The sequence below is a fragment of the Halorhodospira halophila SL1 genome (genome assembly GCF_000015585.1).
Lineage (GTDB): Bacteria > Pseudomonadota > Gammaproteobacteria > Nitrococcales > Halorhodospiraceae > Halorhodospira > Halorhodospira halophila.
Map to the genome: position 1 here is coordinate 187675 of NC_008789.1, position 26202 is coordinate 213876.

The following is a 26202-nucleotide window of genomic DNA, read 5'->3' on the forward strand; positions in this document are numbered from 1 at the left end:
TCACTCCTGACCATCCCGGTCGGCTTCCGTTGATTCGCCCGAGGAGCCGGCCTCTCGGTCCTCCTCCCCGGTATGCAGCGGGGCGATCTGCCTGAGCTCGCCCATCACCCCCTCCAGCTCCTTCTGGTTCTGCACGATGCGCTCCAGCTCGCGCCGAAATCTGGCGTTATCGAGGACGTTCGACTTCAGATCCTTGAGCAGATTGCGCATCGCCAGCAGGTTATTGACCTGCGGGATCTGCCGGGCCACGGCCTCGGGGCTGAAGGCGTGGAAACCGTCGATCTTGAGGGCCACCCGGATCTGCGACCCGTCCCCCCGGAAGGTATCCGGCACCGTCACCTGCAGGGAGGGACTGAGGTCGCCGAGGACGGCGTCGAGATGGTCCCGGTCGATGGGCACGCGCTCACGTTCGGCGAGACGGCCACTGGCCTGGCCGTTGCTGAAGTCGCCCAGGACCAGCATCTTCAGCGGCAGTTCCAGGGTCTTGCGGGCGTCCCCTGTATCCACATCGAGGGTGATGTTCACCCGTGATTTCGGCACTTCCTGTTGGAAACTCTCCATGGCCTGCTCCTTGGCATCGATGGACTCCACCGGTCCCGCCACCGGGCCCGGTCAGGGGAAGGCGATCGCCGCCTCCAGATCGGCACGCGCCACCCGGTGGCGCAGTGCGAGCAGGCGCCGAGCCACCTGCTCGCGATCGAGCTGACCGTCGCGCTCGCTGGCTTGCAGTGCCAGCGCCAGTTCCCGCCAAACCGCCAGCGTTGATTCCGGATCCCACTCGTCCAACCCCCGGCGTTCGATCTCCGCCGCCAGCAGCTCAAGGCGCGCCCGGGCCAGCTCGGGATAGCCGGCATCCAGGCAGAGGCGCGCCCGAACCAGCTCCTGGGCGCAGCGCTCGCGACCGCTGCGCTGCGGCGTGGCATCGATTTGCCGCAGCGCGGCTGCCAGTCCTTCGCTGCGCATCAACGCCAGCGCCTCACCGAGTTGCACCGGGGTCTCACCCTCCTCCCGCCATGGCGATTCGTCACCCGTTCCCACGCGATCGGCCACCCAGGCGACCTGTCCCGGGGGGACCAATGGGCTGCCATCACTGAAGCGCAGATCCGGCAACGCCGGGTGGCGCTGTAGCAACTCCGCCGCTGCCGCACGGATGTACGCAGCGATATCGTCTCGCCCCATCGCCGTCGCCGACCGTTCAGCGACGGCCTGGATCTCCAGCTGGAGGTGCCCGCCCGGCTCCAGGAAGGCCGATTCGGCGGCCAGGTAGGCCGCTTCCCAGGCGCCTTCATCGACGTGCCTTCGTATCGCGGTCAGCGCCACCTGGCGCGGTGGCTCGATGCGCAGCCGACCATCGTCGGCGCTCAGCGGTCCAAGCCGCCCCCAGCGCCAGGCGCGAGCCAGCGCGGTCATCGCCAGCCACTCGCCCTCGCTGCGCAGGAAATCCAGCGCCTCGCGCAGCCGCCGTCCCAGCTCCTGGCCACTTCGCGGCGGACCCGGCGAACGGTCATCCTCCCGCGCGCCGGGCTGCGTAGGCGCAGTCCGCTCGGTGGCCACGGCAACGGCGGTCTGCCGTTCCTGCACCCAGTTGCGCAGCGGCCGCAGCCCCGGCGGGTCCGACCACAACCGCTCCAGCTCCGCGCCCAGCCGGTCGAGCTCCGCTTCCAGGGCGCGCAGCTGCTCGGGATCATCGCGGCCGGCCGCCCGATCGAGCAGGGCCAGCATGCGCCTCTCCGACAGCCACTCGATGGCCGCCCGCCGGCCACCGTCCCGCTGCGGATGGATCCGCTCGCCGAACGCGGCCAGAGCGCCGTGCAGTGCCGCCAGCGCCGCGCGAAACCCCTCGAGTCCACGCTCCTGGAGCTCGGCCAGGCACAGGTAACCAAGCACGCGGAGATCCTTGGCCTCCTGCTCCAGCAGGACCGCCGCGTCCTCGGCGACCTGGGCGAAATCCGCCCCGCCCAGCCGCTGGACCGCCTCGCGCAGGCGAGCGAACCGCTCACCGTGGCGTGGATCGGCGCCTACGTCCGCATCCCCGTCCAGGGCGGCAAGGACACGCCCCGGCAGCCCCAGCGGGTGGTCCGTCGCATCGGGATGGCACTCCTCGGTCACGCCTCCTCCTGGGTCAAACGGGTCGGCAGACGGAAGCGGGACAGATCCCCCCACTGCAGCAGTGGGGTGCTCTGTTCGGTGCGCAGGAGGAACTCCACCGGCTGATGCGACGCCTCCTGCGCTTCATGCAACGACCAGCGCACGCGGACCGCACTGGAACGGACCTGTTCGCGCTCCTCGGCACGGCTGAGCAGCCGGAACAGCGCCCAGGGGCCCTCCGCCTCGACCCGCCCCATCGCGCCGTTGTGGGCAGAGACAGCGGCGATTCGGCCGGGCTCGGGGGACCCTTGGGGCCAGCGTAGGCTCGCAGAGACCGGCGGGCCGTTGCGGTAGCGCAGCGCCTCGCCGTCGGACTCCCAGCGCATGTCGACCCAGTCGGCGCTGGCGACCGGCGACACCCGATAGCGCAGTTGCAGCTGCCCCGAGTCCTCGAACAGCCCGTCGCGAATTCGGGCCGCCACGCCCAGGGCCCCCACCACCTCGGCGGTGATGCCCACCCCACCGCCCCGCCAGCGCCGCTCACCGCCCTGGCCGTCGCTGCCGCTCAGGAACGGACTAAGCTGTTCGGTCTTGAATTGCCACAACACCCCGTACTCGGGTGCAAAGAAGGCCTCGAAGTCCCCCAGGGCGGCGTCCGCACCGTCGGCATCCAGCGGAAACCGCCCGGCCAGGTAGCGACGAAACGGCTCCACCACCTCGGCCTGCCAGCGCCCCTCGAGCTCCTCGGCGGCCTCGGCCCGCAACCGCGCCCAGGCGGCATCCATACCGCCGAGGAGCACCGGTTCCAGCGCGCTGCGTACGGCGCTGGAGGTCGGGCCCAACGCTTGCCGGACTGTGGTCCGGTACGCGCGCAGCGAACAGCCACTCCCCTCGCCCGCCAGGGCGAGCGCGACCCGCTCCATGGCCTTGCGCCCCGGGTCGGCGGCGGACGCCTGCTGGCCGATCTGCTCCGCCACCCGGGAGAGGGCCGCCTCGACCTCGGGCAGCGGTCCCGCGTCGCCTTCTTCTTCTCCCGACCCCAGCAGGGCGAAGAGCTCCCGTCCCCTCGGATCGTGTCGGTACCGACCGAGATCCTGGCCCAGCTGCTGCCCCAGGGCCGCCACCGGAACGTCGCCGGCGTGTGCCGCCAGTTGGGCGTGTACCCCCTCGAGCAGCGCCGCCAGGGCACCGGCATCCGCGGCCTCTTCCAGCTGTGCGGCCTGTTCGCGCCCGCCGCCCACCGATTGCCAGCGCACCCCTTCCAACCAATCCAGCCAGTGGTCCACGAAGGCGCGCAGGTAACGCGCCTCGACGTCCTTGGCCAAGGCCGAGGACCGCTGGTCCCCGAGCACGTCCCGCCGGCTGCGGCCGAGGACGGGATCCGGGTGCCGCAGGCCCTCCAGGGTTCGCTCCAGCGCCGGCCGGAGACGGGTCTCCCAGGCGGCACCCCGGAACGCCCCGGATACCGGCCGCTGGCTCGACCAGATGCGCGAGGCACCGCCCGGGGCGATCGCCTCGAGGGTTAACGGCGCCAAGTCCAGCTCGGCCTCGGCGAGCAGCCGCTCCAGGATCGGCTCCGGCCGGGCGGGGGTTCGCAGCTGCTCCCGGGCCCGTTCAACCAGACGACGCCCGGGTGACCCGTCGAGTCGTTCCCCCACGGAGCGCCGTTGCTGCGGGTCCGACAGCGCGCGGGACAGGCCGCGGACCAACGGGCTCTCCGCCTCCGGTGTACCCAGACCCTGCTCAGCGGCGACGAGCCGGGCCAGCAGGACGGCCACCCGATCATCGTCGACCGGCACATCCTCACCGGTGAGCCGGAGCCAAGCCCCCAGGGCCTCCCGATACGCCTCTCGGCGGGCCTGGCGCTCCGGCGGTTCGAGTCCCGGCCACTCGTCGGCGAATACCTCGAGCCGCTGCTGCACGGCCCGCCCCGCATCCGGCAACAGGGCCTGGCCGGCGAGTTCAATCAGAAGCCCCCGCAGCTGCGCGTACAGCTCGCCGACCCGCCGGCCGCCCGGGTCCAGCGCGAACGCCGCCATGCCGCCGGTTTCAGAGCGCTGTCGGAGCCCATCCTTCAGCCCCTGGACCCGCTCGACCGCTTCCAGCTTGGCGCCGACCTCCGGATCCTCGGTGCCCACCGCATAGGCCACGGCGGCGGCCCCCTCGGCCACCGCCGTGGCCTGGGCGAGACGGCTCTGGTACTGCTCGGCGGTACCGTGCCCGAGCACGCCAGCGACACCGAGGAGCCCGGCGACCAGCGCGACCCGGGCCAGCCGCCGAACCGCCAGCCGCCGGGCGGAGAGGCGCAGCCCCCGTGCCAGCGGGACGACAGCCTGGGTGAAGAGCCCCGGTGTCAGGCTCGGTCGTCCGGGTGCATGGCCAGTCAGGTACACCGCTTGCAGGGACGGCGAGCGCCGATAAGGGTCATGGCGCAACAGCAGGCGCAGCAGCTCCGCCAAAGGGCCGGTCACCGAACGCAGATCGGCGGCAAAGGCGAACGGACCAACCGCATCGGTCTCCCCGGCCCAAGCCGCCATCAGGCCCAGGCGCGCCTCATCGGCCTGCGCCTGCAGCCGCTGCGCCGCCAGGCCGGGGTCAGCGGCCGACTCCACCGCTGCCCCCCAGGGCCCGCACCACGAACCGCCCCCGGCTGCCGCCACGAACGCCTCGTAGCCGGGGAGACAGTCCACTCCAGTCACGATCAGGAGCACCGGCGGCCGCACCCCGAGATCGGTCTCGAGCTCCGCGAGGCGCGTCCGCAGGGCCCGCGCCCATCGCCTCAGTCCCGATGCATCCAGTTCGGCCAGCTCGCCGGCGTCGATGGTGACCAGCACCCCATCGACGGGGCGACGCCGGCGAACACGCCGGAGCAGACCGAGGAGTTGATACCAGCCGGTCTCCGCGGGGGGATCGGTGGTGTAGCGCCCAGCTGTATCGAGGAAAACGGCCCGATCGGAAAGCCACCAGTCGCAATGGCGGGTGCCGCCGTCACCGCGTGCAGCCAGCCACTCATCATCGTCGTCGGGGAAGTGAAGACCGCTGCAGCGGATCAGGCGGCTCTTACCCGACCGGGCGGGCCCGATGACCAAGTACCAAGGCACACGGTATCGCCCACCAGTCCCCGGCACCGTTGGCCCCGAGGGGCGGTCCAGCCGACGCAGGGGGCGATCCATGGCCGCGGCCAGGGCCTCGGCCTCGTCCCCAGATATTTGCTGCCGATCCAGCCGTCGGGCGCGCCGCAGCGCAACAGCCCCGACCGCCAGACCAGCCACCCCGAACAGGGTCAGGACGCCTGCCAGACGCCACCCGGCCGGATCGACGCCAAACAACGGCAGGCCGAACCAGACAGCCACTGCGGCGAGCAGGACGGCCACCAGCAGCCACACAAACGGTCGCCGCAGGAAGGCGGGCATCCGCAGCCACCCGACCGCCCCCTGACTGATGGACGCCTGCCCTCTCATGGCGTGCCCCTCCGCAACACCTCCCGGGCAGCCTCGATCTCTTCGGCGGCAGCCTCGGCGGCCCGCTCCACCTGCACCCCGGTGTGGAGATAGGCCAGCGCCGCGAGAGCAAGCACCGCCACCGCCGACCAGAACCAGCCCACATGCTGACCGGCACCCCGATCCGTGCCCGCCGACGCCGGGGGCGGCGGGGGTGCCGCGGGCGTCCGGTCGGCCAGCCACTCGCCGAGCCGATGGCGATGCGCATCAAGCAGCGCCTGATCCTCCAGAGCGTGGACTCCCTGGAAGCCGAGCCACAGGCAGGCCAGGTACAGCTCAAGGACCGCCGCCGGCGGGGCTTGCTCGCGAGGGCCCTCCAGCCTCTGGAAGAAACGCTGACCCGACGCGCGTTCGCCGAGGCGCTCGACCTGGAGCGGTTGCGCCAGCCACGCCGCCCGCTCCGGATGCGCCGAGGCGATCACCGCCTCGTCCAGGAACGCCACCACCGCCCGCTCGGCATCGGCCAGGGCGGCATCGCCCAGGCCGGCGGCGAGGCCCCGTTCCCGCAACCGCTCCAGCGTCTGCCGCGCCCGCTCACGCAGCCCATCTCCCTGCGCTGCAGCGATTCGGCCGTCACGCAGTGACGCTGCTTCGCGCAACAGCGGCTCCGCCACCTCCAGCAGCGACCCCGTCGACGTCGGCGGCGACGCAGCCTGCTCCGCCGCGATCATGGGTTCTCCTCCTCGCGCAGCGCCACCATCTCCATCCGCAGGTGGGCCAGTTCGGCCGGTCGGTACACGGCCAGTCCCCCCGCACGCTGGGCCTGCTCCCAATGCTCCCCGGCCGGCTCCAACCGGAAGTACTCGTAGCCGCTCTTGACCGGCAGTTGCCCGGGCGGCCTGGGGGCATGGACCAGGCGCACACCGGCCACCCCGGCGGCGACCAGACGCTCGAGGGCCTCCCGCGGGCCGACGCGCAGATCCATGGGCAGGCGCGCGATCCAGTCGCCAGCCGGGTCGGCCGCGCCGTGCACGGCCAGGAAGAAGGTCCACCCCTCCATCAGCGGCTGCTCCGCACCCTCGGTCACCAGCACGGCCTCGGACTCGCAAACCAGGCGGACACCGCGGGTCTGGCGAGGCATGGCCTGATCCAGCAGGCGCTCCAGCCCCTCCTCCAGCGCGGTAAACACGGCAGCCGGACGGTCGTGATCGTAGACCGGTACCGTCTCGGCCGGCGAGGTCACCTCGGAGAGCGCCGACAGCGCTGCCACCAGGCGGGCGAGGATGTCGTAAAGCTGCCCGGGGTGACTGGCGGGGTTGGCGACCAACGAGCGCAGGGCGCAGGCCGCCGGCTCCAGGCTCTGGCGCAGCAACAGCCGCGCCACCTCGCCCGGTTCGAAGGCGCTGACCCGCCCGGTGGCCCCCTGTTCTTCGCGCAGACGGGCACAGCGGTTCTCTACGCGGGCTGTGATGCGCCCGAGCAGCGTCTGCCATCCAGTGGAAGCATCCAGCCGGCAGGCGACGGGCAAAAACGCCGGATCGAGACGAAACCCACCTGCATCGCCTGGCACCACACGCGCCACGGGCAGTCCGACCCGGGCACCCGATGGCGGCTGCGTCCCCAGCGCCAGCTCCGGGTCGGCAAGCAGGACTTCACGCTCGCGCTGCTCGTCGTGTTGATCGGCGAGCTGCACGAAACGCGGCCGCCAGGCTGCGCTGCTCCCCCCATCGGCGTAGCCGGGCAGATCACGGACGCGATTGTTGCGCGGCAGCGTCAGGTAGACGACGCCTTCCTGCCCCGATGAGCCGGTCAGATCCAGCTCCAGGGGATCACCGTGGCCATGGGCGACCAAACGCCCGTCCGGCAGCAGCGCCTGGCAGGCCTGAAGCCGGAGCACGCCCTGTTCCAGGGGGGCCTCTTCGACCACAAGGCCCAGCAGGCCGTAGGCGTGAGGGGTAACCGCACTGAGGCGACGCGCCTGGGCCGCCTCGAGATAGCGCTCCCAGCACTGGAAGTGCTGCTGCCCCAGCAATACGCCTTCCGCCCAGACCGGTCGTTGGAGCAATGCCGTGACGTCCATGTCAAAGCCCTGCCGAACGCTGCCCGGCGACATCCTCCCGCTGCCAGGCGGCGCGCCTGCGCTCGGCCTCGCTGCCCGCCCACAGCGCACCCCCATCCAGCGCCAGGGTGATCCTCTGGCCGGGGCGCATCCCCAGGAAGGATTCCGGCAAAGGCTCCAGGAGACGCCAGCGCTCGGCCTGCTCATCGAGGTAGAAGACGGCCACTGCCAGATAACCGGCCGGGTCGGCCATCTCCAGCTCGACTTCCTTGCGCTCGCCGGGTTGCAGGACCAGCTCGCGCCGCTGCTCCCAGCCGCCCAGCGCGGCGCGGTCATCCCGGGTCAGTGCCGCGCGGTCCGCGTCTTCGAAGGGCGTGCGGTCGTCGAGCTGATAGACTCGCAGGAGGACCGAGAGCGGTTCCCCCTGCGGTCCAGGGTTGAGCTGAGGCCCGGCGGTCATGTCGAGTTCGACCCGGGGCGTACACCCTGCTGCCGCCCAGGCACACAGGAGCAGTGCCACACCCCAGCCAAGGGGGCGAGCCGTAACGGAGGGTATCAGCGAACGTCGTGCGGGGGCGGAGCCGGCGCACGGGGAGCGCCCGGGGCGGCGATCACCCCGAACCGCCTTCCTGCGGTCCACATCCATGGTTGTGCCCTCGTCCTTGAGGTCCTTAAGCAGCCTGTTGGGGGGCTGCCCGTATCCGTGCCTCGTCCCTGAGGCGACGTCTCGTTCTACTCAGCCAGATTTGCTGCCGCCACGCAACCCATGCGCCCGGTGCAGAAGCCACAGACCCGGGACCCACGGTGTGGCGCATTGGCGCATTGCCCACCACTACCCTGATGGCACCCGCCACGCGTGATAAGGTCCGAGCCGGTCACTTCTCCACAGGGAGTGTCCACGGCAACCGGGGAGGATCCGCCTAATGCTCGCTAACTGGCCCGTGCGCTACAAGCTCGGTATCTCCTTCGGCCTCATCGTGATCCTGATGGGGACCAGCGGCCTGCTCTCTCACTGGGCCCTGCAGGACACCGCGAACGAGAACCGGGACGCCATGGCCTACATGGAGCAGTCCGCCATGCTGGTCGAGCGTGAGGTCGAGCACCTAAGCTGGACCAACGAGCTGGCGGACAGCTTTTTGCTCGAAGAGACCTTCACCGGGGAGCTGGACTTCACCTCATGCGCCTTCGGCGAGTGGTTCTACGACTACCAGGGGTCGGAGCACTACGAATCGGCCAGTGAGGCGTTGCGCGAGGCCGTCGACGGCCTCGAACAACCGCACATTGCGCTGCACGAGGTCGGCGAGCGGATCGTCGAGCTGCAGGAAGCCGGGCGTTTCGACGAGGCCGAGGCCTTCTACCATGAAGAGGCACAGCCCATTCGGCGGGTATTCCAGGATCAGCTCGGCGAACTGCGCGAAATCCTCGAAGCCGAGCGCGACCGCCACGCCAAGCAGGCGGCGGCGCAGCAGACCCAGGCGGCACAGATCACGGTGGGTAGCCTGGCGATCACCGTGCTCTTTGCCATCGGCCTGGCGGCGCTGGTGTCCCGTCACCTCACCGCCCGGCTGCGGAGTGCCGTCGATAGCCTGGAGGACATCGCCGCCGGGGATGGCGACCTGACCCGGCGTCTGGACGCCGAGGGCCGCGACGAGATCGCCGAGCTCAGCGCGGCCTATAACCGCTTCGTCGACAAGATCCACGAGATGGTGCGCGTCGTCCGCGACTCCGCCACCCAGATGGCCTCGGCCACGGAACAGCTGCAGCGCAGCGCCGAGGAGGATCAACAGGGGGTGCAGAACCAGCAAGAGCGGACCTCCGAGGTGGCCACGGCGATGAACGAGATGAGCGCCTCGATCAACGAGATCGCCCGGAACACCCAGGACACGGCGAACGCCGCCGGGGATGCCAGCCAGCAGTCCCGACAGGGTCAGGAGGGCGTCGGCCACACCATCGAGACCATCCACGACCTGGCGACCAATGTCCGTGACTCCGCCGAGGCCATCCGCGCCCTGGATGAGCAGAGCGCACGCATCGGACAGGTCCTTGAGGTCATCCGGGGGATCGCCGACCAGACCAACCTGCTCGCCCTCAACGCAGCCATCGAGGCGGCACGGGCTGGCGAGAGCGGACGCGGGTTCACCGTAGTCGCCGAGGAGGTGCGCAAGCTCGCGCAGAAGACCCAGGACTCCATTGGCAGCATCCAGGAGATGGTCGAAGGCATCCAGAACGGCACCCAGCAGGCGGTGCAAGCTATGGAGCGCAACCGTCAGCAGGCCGAGGGGACCGTGGAAGAGGCCTCCGCCGCCGGGAACACCCTCCAGGAGATCACGCGCGTGGTGACGCAGATCGAGGACATGACCAACCAGGTCGCCAGCGCGGTGGAACAGCAGTCCCAGGTGGCCGAAGAGGTCAATCGCAACCTGACGCTGATCAGCGATACGGCCGAGCAAACGCGGAGTTCAGTGCAGGACACCGGCCAGGTCTCCCAGCGACTTGCCCAGCTGGCCGAGGACCTACGGGATCAGGTCGGGCGTTTCCGGGTGTGAATCCACTCAGGCGTGCACACGGATCGGTTCACGGCGCTGCGCGCCGTGCCCGGCGCACCATCAAAAAGGGCCGGCCCCGCCACGCGGGACCGGCCCTTTCAGCTTCCGGCCTGAATCAGGCCGGCGACGCTACGCGGCGTCGTTATGCGGATGCCCGTGCTCGAGCTCCTGCTCGGTGGCCTCACGAACGTCGACGATCTTCACGTCGAAGTTCAGGGTCTCACCGGCCAGCGGGTGGTTCGCATCGACGGTGACTTCCTGCTCGCCGACCTCGGCCACGGTGATCGGGATGGGGCTACCATCCGGCCCCTGCGCCTGGAAACGCTCGCCGACGTTCAGCTCGGCCCCTTCCGGGAACGCCTCCTTCGGCACGCTCTGCATCAGCCGCTCGTCACGCTCGCCGTAGGCTTCACCCGGCTCCAGGGTGACATTCAGCTCATCGCCGGGCGCCTTGCCATCCAGCGCCTTCTCCAGACCCGGGATAATGTTCTGGCTGCCGTGGAGATAGGCGAAGTTGCCACCCTGGGACTGGTCGATCACCTCGCCCTGACTCCCGGTCAGGGTGAAATCGAAAGTGACGACCTTTTCACTAGCTACCTGCATCGTTAAGTACTCTCGCGCGTCATCGTGTCTCAGTCATGCTACCAGAGACCCCCCGCCCATGCCCAAGGATGGCGTCGTACACGGCGCGGGTCCGATCTTCGGCCTCCGCATCCGCGCCTTCCCAATCGCCGGGGCGAAGGAAGCTCTCGCCGGCAGAATAGCCGTTCCCCAGGCCCATGACCAGGGCAGCCTGGGTGGTCAGGGATGCGTCAGGATCACGCACCTCACCACTGTCGTAATCGAGGCTTGCCACCACCTCCCCTTCCGACAACTGGTGTGCCAGCGCACCCTCGATGAGGCGGTCGATGGCCCCTCCGATCTCCTCGCTCAGCCCGGGACGGCGACGTTCCAGGAAACGGCTGGTCCCCTCGTTCTCGCGCAGCAGGGCGAACCCGCCGGTGAGGTGATGGACCCAGCGCCACTGGGCCTCGACATCGACATCCTCGCTGTCCGCCACCGCGTACCCATCTTCGAAGCGCACCCGGGCGGGCAGGCCCCAGGACTCAACGACCCCGTCCTCCCCCAGGACGGCCTCGACCAGGCGCGCGGCGCGCTCGAACAGCCGCTCGGCCTGGCGCTCATCTTCTTCACCATCGCCGAATACGTAGAGGAGCTCATAGAGCCCCTTGTGGCCGCGGATCAGGGAGGCCAGGGCGTCGAGCTCCCAGACCGGCCCTTCCCCAAGGTCGTAGGTGCCGGACTCGGTATCCCAGGCGTCATCCAGGACCTCGGCAGCATCCCGGGCGACCGCGACCGCATCCTCCGGCTCGTGCCCGAACCATTCGCGCATCTGCTCGGCACTGAGCAGGCCCATGTCCTCGGCCCCGCCCGGCTTGTCCCAGCGCACCCAGGCGTAGGCCACGCCGTGGAAGGCGTCGAGGCCGTAGGCCATGCTCTGCGGGGTCCACGACTCCCGGTCGGCATCGGTGTGGAATCGCCCCCCCTCCTGGAGGGACTCCATGACGAAGCGCCCGTTGCCGACCAACAGCGCCGAGGGTGCGTGGGTCATCGGATCGAACAGGCCGTGATCCTCGAACCGGCCGGCGCTGTGGTGCATGTGGTAGAGGTAGGTGGCGTCGGCGTAGTGCCGGGGCTCGGCGCCACGCAGCCCCTCGCCCTCCTCCCGGTATCCCTCCAGCTCCTCCAGCAGGGCCAGCCAGCGGTTACCCACGGCGCCCATCGGCTCACCGCTGAGCGTCTCGTCGTAGGCCGTGTGGCCCATCTCGCTGTCGCGCATGGTGCGGCCTTTGACAGTCAGGGCATTCATGACGGCCAGATGCTCCGCCAGCGTCTCCGGGGCGTCGGCAGCAGGCGCGTCGGCACCGACCACCATGCTGCCCCCCAGGGTCATGGCCGCGACAGCCAGCAGATTCCTGTAGGTGGTTCGCATCATCAGCTACTCATCGCCAAGTGCAGGAAGGGGACGGTCATGAAGGCGAGAATCACCGCCATCAAGAGAAAGTAGATCAGGAAGCGCAGCGGCTCCCGCAGGATGCGCTGGGTGACCGTCTCCAACTCGCCCCGCTGGCGCATCGCCTCGTACTCGGCCCGTACCCGTTCGAACCGCCGCCGCTGGTACTCGTCGAGCAGCCGCTTGGCCTGCGGGTACTGCTCCGTATCACGCAGCCAGATCCCGCCCTGGGTGATGCCCCAGCGATTGGGTGGCGTCTCGTAGTAGTCCAGGTGGTACTGATCGAGGAGACTGCGCACCTCCTCAGCCTCGTCCTCGGGCACACCGCGCAGGTTGAGCAGGAGTTTTGCCATAGCTCCTCCGATTCTCCGAGACCCGGTGCCGCCAGGCAAGCGGCCCGAATCAGACAGGCGGCAGGAGGCGCCGGATATCGCACAGCGACGCCACGGTCGCCGTGGGCTCCGGCCCCCAGGGGTCGAAGACCGCACCCGGGAGACGGCGTACCCAGATTGCCTTCCAGCCGCAGGCCCGGGCGCCGATCACGTCGAAGGGGTTCCCCGAAACCAACCAGGTCTCCTCCGCCCGGCTGCCGACCTCCGCGAGGAACGCATCGTAGGTCTGCGGACTGGGCTTGAACGCCTCCACCACCTCGACGCTGACGATGTCTTCAATGTAGGTGCGCAGGGCGTTGTCGCCCAGGAGCTTGCTGACCGCTTCACGGCTCCCGTTGGAGAACGCATAACTGGTGTAGCCCGCCTCGTGGAGTTCGCGCAAGGCCAGCTCGGCCTCTTGGTAGGCGGGCAGTCGCTGATAACTGCGCAGCAGGGCATCGCGCTCGTTGGCACTCAGACTCAGACCGAAGGACCGGGCCGTATGGTCGAGTGCATCCGCGATGCAGACCGCGAAGTCCGCGTACTCGCCCATGACCGTGCGCCGATAGGTATACTCCAGCTGCCGCTCGCGCCAGCTGCGTGCGAAGGCCAGCGCGCGATCCCCCAGGTGGGGGCGCAGCGCCTCGGTCACGCCGTGGGTGTCAATCAAGGTGCCGTAGACATCGAAGGCCAGCGTCGTCGCCATATCTATCGCTCGGATCCTCTGCCGGTGCGCCGGCTCCAGCGGAGCCCCTCAAACCTATGCGGGCACCTTAGCACTCCTGTCGCCCGAGGTGCGCGCTGCGCGCCGGGCTGGTCTCCTGAGCCCACCGAGCTTACAATCCCGCGGCTATGGAATGGATCGATATCGGCGCCAACCTGACCCACCACACCTTTCGCAAGGATCTCCACCAGGTCCTCGAGCGTGCCGAGGCCGCGGGGGTCAGCCAGCTCTTCGTCACCGGGACCGATGAGAGCGAATCGGTCAAGGCGCAGGCCCTCGCCGCGCAGCACCCCGGCCGACTCTTCGCCACGGCCGGCTTCCATCCGCATATGGCGAAGACCTTCTCCAGCGACTCGGAGTCGGTCCTGCGCGATCTGGCCTCGCGGCCGGAGGTGGTCGCCATCGGCGAGACCGGACTCGATTTCTACCGTAACCACTCCCCGCCGGAGGTCCAGCAACGCGTCTTCGAACGCCACCTGGAACTGGCCGCGGAGCTCAAGCTGCCGGTCTTCCTGCACCAGCGCGATGCCCACCAGCGGTTCAGCGAGATCCTCCGCGCCTACCGCGACCACCTCGTGGACGGGGTTGCGCACTGTTTCACCGAGGGTCCCGAGATCGCTCAGGCGTACCTGGATCTGGGCCTGCACATCGGGGTGACCGGCTGGATCTGCGACGACCGGCGTGGCCAGGCCGTGCGGGACGCTGTGCGGGTGATCCCGCCGGAACGGCTGATGGTGGAGACCGACTGCCCCTACCTGCTCCCCCGCGACGTCAACCCCGAACAGGTCGGGCTGCCGGTCAAGAATCGACGCAACGAGCCGTGCCTGATGCCCCACATCGGGCGGGCGGTGGCCCACTATACCGGCCGCGATGTCACGGAACTCGCCGAGACCTCCAGCCGGGTGGCGCGCCGCTTCTTCCGCGTCGAGGCGCCCTCCCGCTAACCGGCCGCGCCGCGACCGGCGGCCGGCATGCCGCCCCAGTCTCCGCCCTCGGCCAAGCGGGCCTCCAGGGCGGCGGCCGGCGCCGGCGGGCTGAACAGATACCCCTGCACCTCGTCGCACCCGAGCTGGCGCAGCAGCTCCAGTTGCTCGGGCCGCTCCACCCCCTCGGCAATCGCCCGCAGCCCCAGACCCTGGGCCATATGGATGATGGCGCGGGTGATGACACAGTCTTCGGGCTCCTCCGGCACGCCGTGGATGAAGGACTGGTCGATCTTGATCTTGGCCAAGGGCAACCGCTTCAGGTAACCCAGATTGGAATAGCCGGTGCCGAAGTCGTCCACGGCCAGCTGCAGTCCCCGGGACTGGAGTTCGGCGATGGCCGTGCGCACGTTCACGTCGTCCTCGAAGAAGAGGCTTTCGGTCATCTCCAGCTGCAGCGCCTCGGCAGGCAGCGAGCGACGCCCCAGCGCCCGCTGGATGACCGCCGGGAGACCCGTCCCGCGCAGCTGCGCCGCCGAGAGATTGATCGCCACCGGCACCTGCAGAACCCCGCGGCCCCGCCACTCCGCAGCCTGATCGCAAGCGCGCCCGATCACCCACTCACCGATGGCTCCAATCAACCCGCTCTCCTCGGCGACGGGGATGAACTCACCGGGCGAGATCCAGCCCCGATCCGGGTGGTGCCAGCGCAGCAGCGCTTCAACGCCGACCACCTGCCCGGTGCTCAGGGCAACCTGAGGCTGATACCACAACTCGAGCTCGTTACGTTGCTCCGCGTTGCGCAGCATCGCCTCCAGCTCGACGCGCTGGCGGACCTCACGATTCATCTCTTCGGTAAAGAACCGGTAGCGGTTGCCGCCCTCATCCTTGGCGCGGTGCATGGCGGTGTCGGCCGCGCGGACCATGCCGTCGGCGTCCGCCGCATCGCCGGGGTAGACGCTCAACCCCACGCTCGGTGTCACCGCAACCTCGCGGCCGTCGATCCGCAGTGGCTTGCGGAAGCGGTTGAGAACCCGCTGTACAAGCTGCGCCACCTGCTCCGTCGACTCCAAGTCGTGGAGCAGCATCAAGAACTCGTCGCCGCCGTGCCGCCCCACTTCATCCCCCGACCGCACCATTTCGCCCAGCCGCTCGGCCACCTGGCGCAGCAGCTGATCACCGGCATCGTGGCCGAGGCTGTCGTTGACGACCTTGAAACGGTCCAGGTCGACGAAGGCTACGGCGAAACGCTCACTGTCGCTGGCACGCCGAATGCCTTGGGCGACGCGCCCCAGCAGCCAGGAACGGTTGGGCAGCCCGGTGGTCAGATCGTGTTCGGCCAGATACTGCAGCTGCGCGGAGTGGTCCAGGGCAAAGCCCACGTCTTCGGCCAGCTCGACCAGCAACGACCGGATCTCCTCGCTGAAGAAACCCGCCTCCGGGGCGTAAACGGCCAGGGCGCCAACCGGCTCGCCGCCGTGACGCAGCGGAAAGGCGGCCACGGCACCGAACCCCGCCTGCGTCGCAGCCGCCCGCCACGGCGCGGCTTCCCGCGCCCCCAGGAAATCCTCGAAGACCACGGGCCGATCCTCGTTGATGGCGCGTCCTACCGGCCCCCGCCCCTCGGCACTGGCGGGATCGGCGCTGACCCGGATCGTTTCCAAATACGCCACCCCGGCCTGGTCGCCCTCCCAGGCCTGTGGCACGACTTGGCGGGTCTCGGCGTCGACCAGACCGATCCACGCCAGGCGCAGATCCGTGTGGCGGACCACGATGCGACACACCTCTTGGAACAGAGCCGAGCGCTCCGGCAGGCGCACGATCAACTGACTAGTGGCACTCAGCGCCGCGTAGAGCCGCACCAGCTGCGAGACGCGCTGGTGCGCTCGGTTGAGCTCGGTTAGGTCGCGCACCAAGGCCAGCATCGACACGACCTGCCCGCCCGCGTCGAACTCCGGGACCAGGCGCGCCTGGAGCGAGCAGGTTTGCCCGCGCACATCGGTGAACTCGAAACTGAGCGTCTCGGGTTGCCCGCAATCTCGGACCCGCTCGAGCAACGCCTGCCACTGTGGCGACGGCGGCGGATAGCCGACCTCCTCCTGGCAACGCCCGAGGGCTTCCCGCCGGTCGACCCCGGTAAGCGCCTCGAAAGCGGGGTTGACGTAGAGATAACGCAGTTGGTTATCGAGGCGCACCAGCACGTCCGGGATATGCTCGGCCAGCGTCTCGAAGCTCCTGAACTGCCCGTGCAGATCCTCGCGCTCCCGGGCCGCCCGGGCCAGCCGTCTCAATAGCAGGTAGAGCAGCCCGGCTGTGACCAGGATGAAGGCCACCCCCTTGACCACCTGCCCCACCGGCAGCCACTCCGCGGGCAACCAGGCAATCAGCAACCCATCCGTGGCCAGGATCCAGAACAGGCCGAGGACGGCATAGGCGATCGACACCGCCAGGGGCAGCCAGCGCGGGTGGAATCGCCGCGTCCGGTCCATCGACACCCCCCTCGCAAAGGCCGAAGCCATGAGCCGCTTACCGGCCCGGCACCGGCTGCTGTACCGGGGCCTCGACGCGCTTGCGGCTGCCGTCGTCGAAGTACAGCTCCAGCGTGATCGCCTCCCCCTGGCTGAGCGGCCGACGCAGATCGACCAGCAGGAGCCTCGGCCCACCCGGGCGCAATTCGACCTGCTCCTCCGGGGGCAGGAGCAGCCCGCCCAGGCGCTGGACCTGCGCGACTCCCCCGCGTCGCTCCACAGTATGGAGCAAAGCCTCCTCGGCCGCCTCGGTGAACACCCGCACCAAACGGTGGGACTGGTCCGCGGTATTCGTTAATGCCACCTCGCCCTGGACCACGCCCTCCCCCGGGGCACTCGCCGAGACCCGGATGCGGTCCACATCCACCACCTCGGCGGCGGCTTCCGGAGCGGGCTCCTCGGCGGACAGCTCATCCGGCACCGGGAGCGGCGACAATGCGGTCAGCCCCGGATCCGGCGACTCACGCTCGCGCATCCGGCGCTCGACCTCCTCGGGGCGAGTCCGCAGCAGATCGATGGTCTCGCGATCAGGGCCCAGCACCGGCAGCCGGACGCCGTCCCGCGGCCCGTTTTCCGCCTGCGCCAACCCCTTGCCCAGCGAGCCGACCAACACCAGGATCGCGGCTGCCCAGATGCCGTATCGTTGCCTCATACCCTTTCCACCCGCTGCTCCACCGCTGCGCGCACTATTCAGGGTATCGGCCCGCAAACCGCACCCTTGAACCCGCCCGGGGCCGGCCGTGAACTCGAGCCGACTGGCTTGCACCCCGCCGCGCTCGGATCAGGGTCCGGGCCGCAGCACCCGCAACCACGTCCAGAAATTGAGCAGTGAGGCCAACGACTGCGCGACATAAGTCAACGCTGCGGCGCTGAGGATCCGTCGAGCGTGGGGAGGATCCACATCCGGGTAGAGGTAGCCGCTGCGCCGCAACAACGGCAGCGCCCGGCGGAAGCTCGCGTCCAGTTCGGTGGGCAGCGTCACCAGGTGCACGACGACGCCGGAACCGAGACTGAGGACACCGCCGAGCAGGAACAGCGCAGCCACCCCGGGCACCCGCAGCACACCGGCGACCACCGGGGCCGCCAACAGCAGGACGGCACCCAGCTGCTGGGCCCGCCCCACGGCGCGGACCAGCCGCTGGCGCCAGACGAAAGGCCCGTAACCCGCCGTATGCTGAAGGGCGTGCCCCACCTCGTGTGCGGCAACGGTGAGCGCCGCCAGCGAGCGGCGGTCGTAATGCTCGGCCGACAGCCGCACCGCGCCCGCCTGCGGATCGTAGTGATCGCCCCGCTCGGTCCGTTCGACCCGGATGCGGTTCAGCCCACAGCCGTCGAGCAGCTCACGAGCAAGCTGACCCCCAGTGACCGGATACCGATTGCCCGGCTCGGCGTAACGGCGCATCACGCGCTGCACCCACAGGCCGGGTCCATACACCGCGCCGAGCAGCAGCACCAGCAAGAGGATCCAGATCATCGTCCCATTGTGCCGATACCGCGGGCCCGGCGCATGCCCCTGAAGCTGACAAACATGATGAGCGGTTCACATTTGCTACGGCAGGTAGTAACATTTGCTGCAGGACAGCATAAGTTGTCTTTTGGTTAGCCATACAGGGCCTGATAGCGCCCGGGAGTCCAACGACCATGTTTACCGCACTGGTCAGCCCGCAATACGCGGAACGCAACGGCCAGGCCACCACCGTCGCGGGCGGATTCATCGCCCACGGCCTGGTCCCTCCCCATCGTGACCACGGCGAACAGACCGGCTGGTTCTACGCCCTACTACCCGGACGGCCGGACTCGGTCGACCCGGAACACGTCCGTCCATTCCCGGCCGATCAGCTCGAGGCGGTACTGCTCGCCGAGCGGGATCGCTACCTGGAGATGGCTCAGTCGGACGGGGATGCGGTCTGGGCAGACGCGGCGGCAGCGATCGGTGACATGATCGGCTGCCTACACCGCGCCCAACTCCAGGGGGATGCCCGGTATACGGCGCTTGGCGAAGCGTCACCGGCAGACGCCGGTGCGAACGGCGCCGCGTAAGCGGCTCCGTCAGACACTGTCGTCGGGCTGATCGAGCAACTCGGCCTCGGTCAGCACCGGCACACCCGGCGGATGATTCTCCGCGCGGGCCAGGAAGACATCACGGTACGACGTGTAGAGCACGGCCCCGAACACCGGAAGCAGCAGGACACCCAGCCAGCCGACGGTGAGCACCACCACACCGACGGCAGCAAGGAGCAGGCCGAGCAGACCGGTCATCGACACCGGATTGACGGCGTAGGCATGAACGCTCATCCACATGGCCATCCCGGGATGCGCGCCGTGCAGGGCCACCATGGGCAGCAGGAACCACTGCCCGAAGGCGAGCAACCCGGCGAGCGCACCAACCGCTGCCAGCGCCCAGACACCGCCGGCGACAAATACCGGACCGATGGCGAAGGCCTCTTGGGGCGGTGGCGCGGGTGCGCCCGAGGCCAATCGCTCCTCGTAAAGCCCGACCCCGGTAAGCACCGTCTCCAGCGAGTCGGCCAGGGGCCAGAACAGCAACGGCCCGAGGGCCCCGTAGGCGGCAAAGAGCCCGGCGCCGGCGGTCAGCGCCACGGCGCCGTCCAGATTGCCCGGCAGGACGTAGAATGGCCGCGCATCGCGGTTGTAGTCCGCCACCAGCGCCAGGCGAACGAACAGCACCAGGGCCAGGACCACCACCAATAAGGTCAGCAATCCCCGCAGGGGCGCCCAGGCCACTGAGTGTGCGAGGAGCAGCGCCGCGGCGACGCCGGCGGTGTAGCCAAGGAACGCCGCCGGCCGGCGCACCAGCAGACCGGCGGCCTCCCGGAGCCATCCCTGCCAGGCCTCAGGCTCGGTGGGACGCGGCCCAAGCGCAGACACGTGCAATCCTCCCCGTCACTGTCCGAGCGCCGGGCGCCCCAACCCCATCGCCGTCGACCGCCGCGCAGGCTCAGCCAATCCCCTCCGGCGACCCGAACTTATCGAGCAGCTCCTCAAGGATCTGGAGCATATCCACGGCGGAGACCATGCCCACCAGCCGCTGCTCCTTGTTGAGCACCGGCAACGCACCGAAGCGGTTCTCCCGCATCAGCTGGGCAGCCCGCTGGACCGGGTCGTAGGTGTGGACAACGACCGGGTGGCGGGTCATGACGTTCTTGAGGGCCATGTTGTCGTCCAGGTAGTAGACGTGGGCGATGTCCGGCGCCTCGTCGACCCAGTCCGGACGCCGCAGGTCGCGATCGGTGACCATCCCCAGCAGCGCCATATCCTCATCCACCACCGGCAGATGCCGGATGTGGTTGTAGCGCATCTTGAAAAAGGCCTCCCGCACACCTTCATCGGGATGCCCGGTGACCAGTTTATCCGTCATGATCTCAGGGAGCTTCATGGCTTCCCTCCTGATAAGCATGGCTGTAGCGGGTGCCGTCTCATCGACGGCACCGCTGCGGCTCGTATCCTTGCTGGGCCTACTCCTGCTCGGGGAAGAGGTCGGCGTCGGTCACTGCACCGCGACTGGCCGAGGCCGCCAGGCGCGCATACTTGCCCAACACCCCGCGACGGTAGCGAGGCCGGGGCACCTGCCACTGGCTGCGGCGACGCTCGAGCTCCGCGTCATCCACCTCCACCTGAAGCAGGTTCTGGTCGGCGTCGATGGTCACCGTATCGCCCTCGGCAATCAGCGCGATGGTCCCGCCGTCGTAGGCCTCAGGCGCCACGTGCCCGACCACCATCCCGTAGGTCCCGCCGGAGAAACGGCCGTCAGTGATCAGCCCCACCGCATCGCCGAGCCCCTTGCCGATGATCGCCGAGGTGGGCGCCAGCATCTCGCGCATGCCGGGCCCTCCCTTGGGCCCCTCGTAGCGGACGATCACCACGTCACCGGCCTGCACCCCGTCGGCCAGGATGGCCTCCAGGCACTCCTCCTCGGAATCGAACACGCGGGCCGGTCCGCTGATACGGCGCTGTTGGATGCCACTGACCTTGGCCACGGCACCCTCTTCAGCCAGGTTGCCCCGCAGGATTGCCAGGTGACCCTCGGGATAGAGCGGCCGATCGAAGGGCATGATGATCTCCTGATCCGCCGGCGGCTCCGGCGGCAGGTGGCCGATGAGGGCCTCGATGGTCTGCCCGGTGATGGTCTGGCAGTGGCCGTGCAACAGCCCCTGCTCCAGGAGGATGCGCATCACCTGCGGCGTGCCGCCGACCTCGTGGAACTGACTGGTCACGAACCGGCCCGACGGCTTGAGGTCGCAGAGTACCGGCACCTTGCGGCGGATGCGCTCGACGTCGTCGAGGTCGAACGGCACCTCGGCGGTATTGGCGATGGCCAGCAGGTGGAGCACGGCGTTAGTGGAGCCGCCCAGGGCCATCACCACCGCAAAGGCGTTCTCGAAGGCCTCGCGGGTGAGGATCGAGGACGGGCGCCGGTCGTGATGGACAGCGTCCATCAGGACCCGGGACGCCTCGGCGGCCACATCCCGGGCCTCGTCGTCCTCGGCAGAGACGGTGGACGAGCCCATCAGGCTCATGCCCATGGCCTCGAAGGCGCTGGACATGGTGTTGGCCGTGAACATGCCGCCACAGGCGCCCGCCCCGGGGCAGGCGTTCTCCTCGACCCCCTTGAGATCGGCCTCGGAGAGGTTGCCGGCGTTGTACTGCCCCACCGCCTCGAAGGCGCTGACCACGGTGAGATCCTCGCCCTTGTAATGACCCGGCTTGATGGTGCCGCCATAGACGAAGATACCCGGGATATCCAGACGGGCCAGGGCCATCATCGCCCCGGGCATGTTCTTGTCGCAGCCACCAGTGGCGAGCATGCCGTCCATCCGCTGGCCACCGCCCACCGTCTCGATCGAATCGGCGATCACCTCGCGGGAGACCAGGGAGTACTTCATGCCCTCGGTGCCCATGGTGATCCCGTCGGAGACGGTGATGGTGCCGAACTTCATCGGCATCGCCCCCACCTCGCGCAGCGCCTCCTCGGCGCGCCGCGCCATGGCGCCGATCCCGACGTTGCAGGGGGTGATCGTACTGTGCGCGTTGCCGACCCCGATGATCGGCTTCTCGAAATCCTCATCCCGGAAACCGACGGCGCGCAGCATCGCGCGGTTGGGGGTTCGGGCCACGCCCTGGGTGATCACTCGGCTGCGACGGTTATCCGCCATGGATGGCTCCTCTGTCATAAACGATTGCAGGCGATCCGCATAGGGTACCTAAGAACGGTGCCGTCGCGGGAGTACCAGCCGCCGGTTTACACCCCGGTAACCGCACACCGGGATCGCCGATGGCCGCTCCGCCCCCTTGCGCCGCAACAGAGGGCGGACTCAGGATAGCGGGATGGTCAGCAGCCGGGATAACGGACCGCCGATGGGCGCAGACGAGGCCTCATTCTCTTGGGAGACCGTGGAGCGGCAGTGGCTGGGCGCCCAGGACGACGGCGGTTTCAACCTGGCGTACCAGTGCCTGGAGCGGAACATCGCCGCCGGCCGCGGCGGGCAGGAGGCACTGATCTGGCGCGGCGCCGAAGGCGAACGCCAGGTGTACAGCTACCAGGATCTGCTCGACGGCGCGCTACGCTTCGCCCGGGCGCTGGAGCGACGCGGCGTGCGCCTGGCCGAGCGGGTCTGCACCCTCGGGCCACGTCGCCCGGAGCTCTACCTGGCCGCCCTCGGCACCCTGCGCCACGGTGCCGTCTACGCCCCCCTGTTCTCGGTCTACGGCCCCGACCCGATCCGCCGTCGCCTGGAACTGGGCGAAGCCCGGGTGGTGATCACCACCCGGCGGCTCTTCGAGGAGCGCATTGCCCCGGTGCGCGGCGCGCTGCCGGCGCTGGAGCACGTCGTCCTGGTCGATGACGAGGCCCCCGGCGCAGCGTCGTGGGAGGCCTTCTGCGCGAATGACGCCGCCCCCCAGCCGATGGCGACCGGCGCCGAATACCCGGCCCTGTTGCACTTCACCAGTGGCACGTCCGGCCCGCCCAAGGGGGTGCTCCACGTCCACCGCGCCGCCGCGGCCCATTTGGCCACCGGGCGCGAAGTGCTAGGCCTGGCCCCGGGCGAGCGCTACTGGTGCACCGCCGACCCGGGGTGGGTCACCGGGGTCTCCTACGGCATCCTCGCACCGTTGCTCTGCGGCGCCACCCTGGTGGTCGATGAAGGCGAGTTCGACGCCCAGCGCTGGTACGGCATCCTCGCCACGGAGGGGGTTCGGTGCTGGTTCACGGCACCCACGGCCCTGCGCATGCTGCGCCGAGCCGGCCCCGAGGCACTGGAGGGCTTCGACCTGTCCCGACTCGAACGGATCTTCAGCACCGGCGAACCCCTGGACCCGGCCCTCACGGAATGGACCGAGAACCATCTGGGCCGCCCCACCCGGGACGCCTGGTGGCAGTCGGAAACCGGCGCCATCATGACCGCCCAGTACGGTGATGCGCCGGTCCGCGCCGGTCGCATGGGCCGCCCTGTGCCGGGCGTCGAGCTGATTCTGGCCGAGGCCGATGGCGACACCGTCACCCCCGTGACCCAACCGGGGACCACCGGCGAGATCCTGATCCGCCGCGGCTGGCCGTCCATGTTCCGCGCCTACCTGGGCGCGCCGGAGCGCTACCGGGCCGCCTTCGTCGACAACTGGTACCGCTCCGGCGACCTAGCCCAGTGGGACGAACAAGGCGAGCTGCGCTTTATCGGCCGAGCCGACGATGTCATCAAGACCGCCGGGCATATGGTGGGGCCAGCGGAGGTCGAGGCGGTCCTGAACCACCACCCGGAGGTGGCCGAATGCGGGGTGAGCGGCATCCCCGACCCGGTGGCCGGCGCCCTGGTCGCGGCCTGGGTCGTCACCCGCCGCCCTCCCGAGGCCCCGGAACAGCTGCGCCGGGATCTCATCACCCATGCACGACAGCGCCTCGGCGCGGCGGTGGCGCCGCGCGAGATCCACTTCGTGGACGAGCTACCCAAGACCCCCAGCGGGAAGATCCTACGCCGTCAGCTGAGCACGTGAACCGAGCGCTCCGGCTACTTCAGCACCCGCCGCAGGGCCCGCCCGGCCGCCTTCCCGGTATCATAACCAGTGACCCGTCGGCCACCGCGCTCGCGACGGACCTGCTCCGCGCTGCGCGCCACGCGCGCTGCCCGTAGCGCCCAGGGCACCACTCTGAGCCAGTTCACGGTGACTTCCTCCCTATTGAGCCTGAATCTGAGTGTAATCCATCGCCGATCGACACTGAAGCAGCACACGTGGTCAGCAGTCCGCCACTACCGTTACGCTAACCGGCAACGATCCGGAGAAGGAGATCCCGAGTGTTCACCCGACACCCGCTCACCTGGCTCACCGCCGCCCTCACCGCCCTTGTGCCCGCGCTGGCCCTGGCTGAAGAACCGGAAGAGAACCCGGCGCGCAGCGTGGCCGAACTGACCCAGGGCGCCGCCCAGACCCTTGGAGAGGAGCTGCGCGCGATCGGCGACCTGTTCAAGGGCTTCGAGGGCGAGGCCCTCGGCCCGCAGCTGTGGACACTCGCCCAGGAGCTGGCCGACCTGGGCCTGATCATCGCCGTCACCATCGGTCTGCTCCTGCTGCTGCGGCCGCTGGCGCGCCCCGTGTTCAACCGCGCCGAAAGCTGGGCGCAGCGAGGGGACGCCCGCCTGCGCACGGTCCGTCGCACCGTCGGTGTGCTCGGCGCCGCGCTGGCCGACCTGGCGACCATCTTCCTGGCCTGGATTGCCGGCTACGCCATCGCCCTGTCCTTCGTTGGCGATGTGGGCGGCATCGAGGCGCGGGAGTCTCTGTTCCTCAACGCCTTTCTGATGGTCGAGGGCGTCAAGGCTCTGCTGCGCATCCTGTTCGCGCGCCGCAACCCCCACCTGCGCCTGATTGCCACCGACGATGAGCATGCCAACTACTGGGGCAAACGGCTGGCCCGGATGGCCGGGCTGATCGGCTACGGCCTGCTGTTTATCGGCCCCTTTGCCACCATGGCCGTGGCTGAAGGCGTCGGGCAGCTGGCGGTGCTCATCGTCATGGTGCTCGCCTTCGGCTACGCAGTGGTCCTGGCCCTGCGCAACCGCCACGACGTGCGGGAGCGTCTCCAGGCCAGTGCCGCGCAGTCCAAGGTACTGTTCACCCGCACCATGCTCTCGTCCCTGGCCTGGGTCTGGCACTGGGTGGTCATCCTCTATTTCGGTGCCCTGGCCGTGGTGACGATCACCCAACCGGACGCCGCACTGGCCTTCATGGGGCAGGCGACCCTACAGACCGCGCTGGCCATCGGCATCGGCGTCTTCCTGGCCATCGTCCTGACTCAGGCAACGGCCCGGCGCATCCGGCTCAGTGAGCGCAACCGACGCCACTTCCCGCTCCTGGAGCAACGGCTGAACAGCTACCTGCCGTTCGTCCTGAAGATCGTGCGAACCGCCATCATCGTGGTGGTCATCGCCACCGTACTCGATGCCTGGCAGCTGTTCGACTTCTCCGGATGGCTGACTTCCGAGGGGGGGCTGCAGACCCTCGGGGTCATCTTCTCGGTCTCCCTGGTGCTGCTCGCCGCCACGGCGGTGTGGCTCCTGGCAGCGAGCTTCATCGAGCACCGCCTGAACCCGGACGTGGGCCATGGTACGCCGTCGGCGCGGGAACAGACCCTGCTCACCCTGTTCCGCAACGCCATCGCGATCATCCTGATCACCATGACCACGATGATTGTCCTCGCCGAGATCGGCATCAACATCGGCCCGCTGATCGCCGGTGCCGGTGTCCTCGGCCTGGCCATCGGCTTCGGCGCCCAGAAACTGGTTCAGGACATCATCACCGGGGTCTTCATCCAGCTCGAGAACGCCATCGATGTCGGCGATATCATCACCGCCGGCGGCGTCACCGGCACCGTCGAGAAGCTGACCATCCGCTCGGTGAACATCCGCGACCTGTTCGGGACCTACCACTTCATCCCGTTCTCGTCGGTGGACAGCGTCTCGAACTTCACCCGGCACTTCGCCTACCACGTCGGCAGCTACGGCGTGGCCTACCGGGAGGATGTCGACCAAGTGATTCCCGAGCTCGAGGCGGCCTACGAGGACCTCCAGCAGCATCCGAACGCGGATATCCGCAACGCCCTTTACGACGACTTCGCCGTGGACGGGGTGGTCTCCCTGGGGGACAACTCGGTGAACATCCGGGTGCGCATCAAGACGGCACCGGGCATGCAGTGGGCCGTCGGCCGGGCCTACAACGGGCTGGTCAAGAAGCGCCTGGATGCCGCGGGTATCGAGATCCCCTTCCCACACCGGACAATCTACTTCGGGGAGGATCACCAGGGGAACGCTCCGCCAATGCGCCTAGCGCAGGTGGCCTCCGCCTCGCCGAGCCCGGCCAGTATCACTCCGGCGGCACCGACCGCCAGCGACCGGGTCCACCACGATCCTACGGAGGACTAGACCGACGCGCCGCAGCGGTGCGGCGCACCACAAAAAAGGCCCGCCCCTCTGCAGGGGCGGGCCTTTTTTGTGGACTGC

22 protein-coding genes are annotated in these 26202 nt (G+C 69.2%); 5 read left to right on the forward strand and 17 right to left on the reverse strand.

What is annotated here, in order from left to right:
* From tssB to tssJ, 6 genes are read right to left on the reverse strand one after another with little or no spacing between them, the layout of a single operon-like run.
* Positions 1-561, reverse strand: a complete 561-nt coding sequence (gene tssB, locus HHAL_RS00840) for a type VI secretion system contractile sheath small subunit (RefSeq protein WP_049751680.1) — start codon at positions 559-561, stop codon at positions 1-3.
* 51 nt (positions 562-612) lie between these two features.
* Positions 613-2109 (reverse strand): TssA family type VI secretion system protein, encoded by a 1497-nt coding sequence (locus HHAL_RS00845; protein ID WP_011812979.1) that lies wholly within the window; start codon positions 2107-2109, stop codon positions 613-615.
* Positions 2106-5549 (reverse strand): type VI secretion protein IcmF/TssM N-terminal domain-containing protein, encoded by a 3444-nt coding sequence (locus HHAL_RS00850; RefSeq protein WP_011812980.1) that lies wholly within the window; start codon positions 5547-5549, stop codon positions 2106-2108. Before HHAL_RS00850 ends, HHAL_RS00845 begins: the two co-directional genes overlap by 4 nt.
* A complete protein-coding gene (locus HHAL_RS12400; protein ID WP_011812981.1) occupies positions 5546-6259 on the reverse strand; it encodes a DotU family type IV/VI secretion system protein in 714 nt (237 codons plus the stop codon). The genes HHAL_RS00850 and HHAL_RS12400 overlap by 4 nt, the downstream gene beginning before the upstream one ends.
* The gene (tssK, locus tag HHAL_RS00865; protein ID WP_011812982.1) at positions 6256-7608 is read right to left on the reverse strand and encodes a type VI secretion system baseplate subunit TssK; all 1353 of its coding nucleotides are present in this window, start codon (positions 7606-7608) and stop codon (positions 6256-6258) included. Before tssK ends, HHAL_RS12400 begins: the two co-directional genes overlap by 4 nt.
* Before the next feature lies 1 nt (position 7609).
* Complete coding sequence (tssJ, locus tag HHAL_RS12405; protein WP_187147867.1) at positions 7610-8107, reverse strand: type VI secretion system lipoprotein TssJ; 498 nt, start codon at positions 8105-8107, stop codon at positions 7610-7612.
* Positions 8108-8510: 403 nt separating this feature from the next.
* Here tssJ and HHAL_RS00875 point away from each other — a divergent pair, with 403 nt between their 5' ends.
* The gene (locus HHAL_RS00875) at positions 8511-10133 is read left to right on the forward strand and encodes a methyl-accepting chemotaxis protein (protein ID WP_011812984.1); all 1623 of its coding nucleotides are present in this window, start codon (positions 8511-8513) and stop codon (positions 10131-10133) included.
* Positions 10134-10262: 129 nt separating this feature from the next.
* Here the strand turns inward: HHAL_RS00875 and HHAL_RS00880 are convergent, their stop codons facing one another.
* The 4 genes from HHAL_RS00880 to HHAL_RS00895 are packed head-to-tail and all read right to left on the reverse strand — an operon-like array spanning position 10263 to position 13224.
* Positions 10263-10736: an FKBP-type peptidyl-prolyl cis-trans isomerase gene (locus HHAL_RS00880; RefSeq protein WP_011812985.1), complete on the reverse strand. Its 474-nt coding sequence runs from the start codon at positions 10734-10736 to the stop codon at positions 10263-10265.
* 19 nt (positions 10737-10755) lie between these two features.
* On the reverse strand, positions 10756-12129 hold the full coding sequence (locus HHAL_RS00885) for a hypothetical protein (RefSeq protein WP_011812986.1): 1374 nt from the start codon (positions 12127-12129) through the stop codon (positions 10756-10758).
* A complete protein-coding gene (locus tag HHAL_RS00890) occupies positions 12129-12500 on the reverse strand; it encodes a DUF6164 family protein (RefSeq protein WP_011812987.1) in 372 nt (123 codons plus the stop codon). The genes HHAL_RS00885 and HHAL_RS00890 overlap by 1 nt, the downstream gene beginning before the upstream one ends.
* Before the next feature lie 49 nt (positions 12501-12549).
* Complete coding sequence (locus HHAL_RS00895) at positions 12550-13224, reverse strand: haloacid dehalogenase type II (RefSeq protein ID WP_011812988.1); 675 nt, start codon at positions 13222-13224, stop codon at positions 12550-12552.
* 146 nt (positions 13225-13370) lie between these two features.
* Between HHAL_RS00895 and HHAL_RS00900 the strand changes: the two genes are divergently transcribed.
* Positions 13371-14186 (forward strand): TatD family hydrolase, encoded by an 816-nt coding sequence (locus HHAL_RS00900; RefSeq protein WP_011812989.1) that lies wholly within the window; start codon positions 13371-13373, stop codon positions 14184-14186.
* On the opposite strand, the gene HHAL_RS00905 is transcribed toward HHAL_RS00900, so the two are convergent.
* From HHAL_RS00905 to HHAL_RS00915, 3 genes are all read right to left on the reverse strand, one after another.
* Complete coding sequence (locus HHAL_RS00905; protein WP_011812990.1) at positions 14183-16654, reverse strand: EAL domain-containing protein; 2472 nt, start codon at positions 16652-16654, stop codon at positions 14183-14185. The genes HHAL_RS00900 and HHAL_RS00905 overlap by 4 nt on opposite strands.
* A 37-nt stretch (positions 16655-16691) precedes the next feature.
* Positions 16692-17345, reverse strand: a complete 654-nt coding sequence (locus tag HHAL_RS12410) for a copper chaperone PCu(A)C (protein ID WP_011812991.1) — start codon at positions 17343-17345, stop codon at positions 16692-16694.
* A 129-nt stretch (positions 17346-17474) separates the two neighbouring features.
* Positions 17475-18167 (reverse strand): zinc metallopeptidase, encoded by a 693-nt coding sequence (locus tag HHAL_RS00915; protein WP_011812992.1) that lies wholly within the window; start codon positions 18165-18167, stop codon positions 17475-17477.
* 167 nt (positions 18168-18334) lie between these two features.
* Between HHAL_RS00915 and HHAL_RS00920 the strand changes: the two genes are divergently transcribed.
* Positions 18335-18733, forward strand: coding sequence for a hypothetical protein (locus HHAL_RS00920; RefSeq protein WP_011812993.1), 399 nt, complete (start codon positions 18335-18337; stop codon positions 18731-18733).
* Positions 18734-18742: 9 nt separating this feature from the next.
* Here the strand turns inward: HHAL_RS00920 and HHAL_RS00925 are convergent, their stop codons facing one another.
* The 3 genes from HHAL_RS00925 to ilvD all read right to left on the reverse strand — a co-directional run bounded on the left by HHAL_RS00925 (position 18743) and on the right by ilvD (position 21867).
* Positions 18743-19582 carry a hypothetical protein gene (locus tag HHAL_RS00925; protein ID WP_011812994.1) on the reverse strand — a complete coding sequence of 280 codons (840 nt, stop codon included), beginning with the start codon at positions 19580-19582 and terminating at the stop codon, positions 18743-18745.
* Positions 19583-19652: 70 nt separating this feature from the next.
* Positions 19653-20090, reverse strand: a complete 438-nt coding sequence (locus HHAL_RS00930) for a CBS domain-containing protein (RefSeq protein WP_011812995.1) — start codon at positions 20088-20090, stop codon at positions 19653-19655.
* 79 nt (positions 20091-20169) lie between these two features.
* Complete coding sequence (gene ilvD / locus HHAL_RS00935) at positions 20170-21867, reverse strand: dihydroxy-acid dehydratase (protein ID WP_011812996.1); 1698 nt, start codon at positions 21865-21867, stop codon at positions 20170-20172.
* 202 nt (positions 21868-22069) lie between these two features.
* Here ilvD and HHAL_RS00940 point away from each other — a divergent pair, with 202 nt between their 5' ends.
* A complete protein-coding gene (locus HHAL_RS00940; protein ID WP_144446059.1) occupies positions 22070-23701 on the forward strand; it encodes an AMP-binding protein in 1632 nt (543 codons plus the stop codon).
* 14 nt (positions 23702-23715) lie between these two features.
* Here the strand turns inward: HHAL_RS00940 and HHAL_RS13380 are convergent, their stop codons facing one another.
* Positions 23716-23868, reverse strand: coding sequence for a hypothetical protein (locus HHAL_RS13380; protein ID WP_187147868.1), 153 nt, complete (start codon positions 23866-23868; stop codon positions 23716-23718).
* 132 nt (positions 23869-24000) lie between these two features.
* Between HHAL_RS13380 and HHAL_RS00945 the strand changes: the two genes are divergently transcribed.
* Complete coding sequence (locus HHAL_RS00945) at positions 24001-26124, forward strand: mechanosensitive ion channel domain-containing protein (RefSeq protein WP_011812998.1); 2124 nt, start codon at positions 24001-24003, stop codon at positions 26122-26124.
* Positions 26125-26202: the final 78 nt, after the last annotated feature.

What these genes read in the sequence shown, in the direction of transcription:
- HHAL_RS00900 (WP_011812989.1), top strand. Translation starts at nt 13,371, where the DNA reads ATGGAATGGATCGATATCGGCGCCAACCTGACCCACCACACCTTTCGC.
- HHAL_RS00915 (WP_011812992.1), bottom strand. Translation starts at nt 18,167, where the DNA reads ATGATCTGGATCCTCTTGCTGGTGCTGCTGCTCGGCGCGGTGTATGGA.
- HHAL_RS00890 (WP_011812987.1), bottom strand. Translation starts at nt 12,500, where the DNA reads ATGGCAAAACTCCTGCTCAACCTGCGCGGTGTGCCCGAGGACGAGGCT.
- HHAL_RS00850 (WP_011812980.1), bottom strand. Translation starts at nt 5,549, where the DNA reads ATGAGAGGGCAGGCGTCCATCAGTCAGGGGGCGGTCGGGTGGCTGCGG.
- HHAL_RS12400 (WP_011812981.1), bottom strand. Translation starts at nt 6,259, where the DNA reads ATGATCGCGGCGGAGCAGGCTGCGTCGCCGCCGACGTCGACGGGGTCG.
- tssK (WP_011812982.1), bottom strand. Translation starts at nt 7,608, where the DNA reads ATGGACGTCACGGCATTGCTCCAACGACCGGTCTGGGCGGAAGGCGTA.
- HHAL_RS00940 (WP_144446059.1), top strand. Translation starts at nt 22,070, where the DNA reads ATGGGCGCAGACGAGGCCTCATTCTCTTGGGAGACCGTGGAGCGGCAG.
- HHAL_RS00880 (WP_011812985.1), bottom strand. Translation starts at nt 10,736, where the DNA reads ATGCAGGTAGCTAGTGAAAAGGTCGTCACTTTCGATTTCACCCTGACC.
- HHAL_RS00895 (WP_011812988.1), bottom strand. Translation starts at nt 13,224, where the DNA reads ATGGCGACGACGCTGGCCTTCGATGTCTACGGCACCTTGATTGACACC.
- HHAL_RS00930 (WP_011812995.1), bottom strand. Translation starts at nt 20,090, where the DNA reads ATGAAGCTCCCTGAGATCATGACGGATAAACTGGTCACCGGGCATCCC.
- HHAL_RS00905 (WP_011812990.1), bottom strand. Translation starts at nt 16,654, where the DNA reads ATGGACCGGACGCGGCGATTCCACCCGCGCTGGCTGCCCCTGGCGGTG.
- HHAL_RS00920 (WP_011812993.1), top strand. Translation starts at nt 18,335, where the DNA reads ATGTTTACCGCACTGGTCAGCCCGCAATACGCGGAACGCAACGGCCAG.
- tssB (WP_049751680.1), bottom strand. Translation starts at nt 561, where the DNA reads ATGGAGAGTTTCCAACAGGAAGTGCCGAAATCACGGGTGAACATCACC.
- ilvD (WP_011812996.1), bottom strand. Translation starts at nt 21,867, where the DNA reads ATGGCGGATAACCGTCGCAGCCGAGTGATCACCCAGGGCGTGGCCCGA.
- HHAL_RS00875 (WP_011812984.1), top strand. Translation starts at nt 8,511, where the DNA reads ATGCTCGCTAACTGGCCCGTGCGCTACAAGCTCGGTATCTCCTTCGGC.
- HHAL_RS12410 (WP_011812991.1), bottom strand. Translation starts at nt 17,345, where the DNA reads ATGAGGCAACGATACGGCATCTGGGCAGCCGCGATCCTGGTGTTGGTC.
- HHAL_RS00885 (WP_011812986.1), bottom strand. Translation starts at nt 12,129, where the DNA reads ATGATGCGAACCACCTACAGGAATCTGCTGGCTGTCGCGGCCATGACC.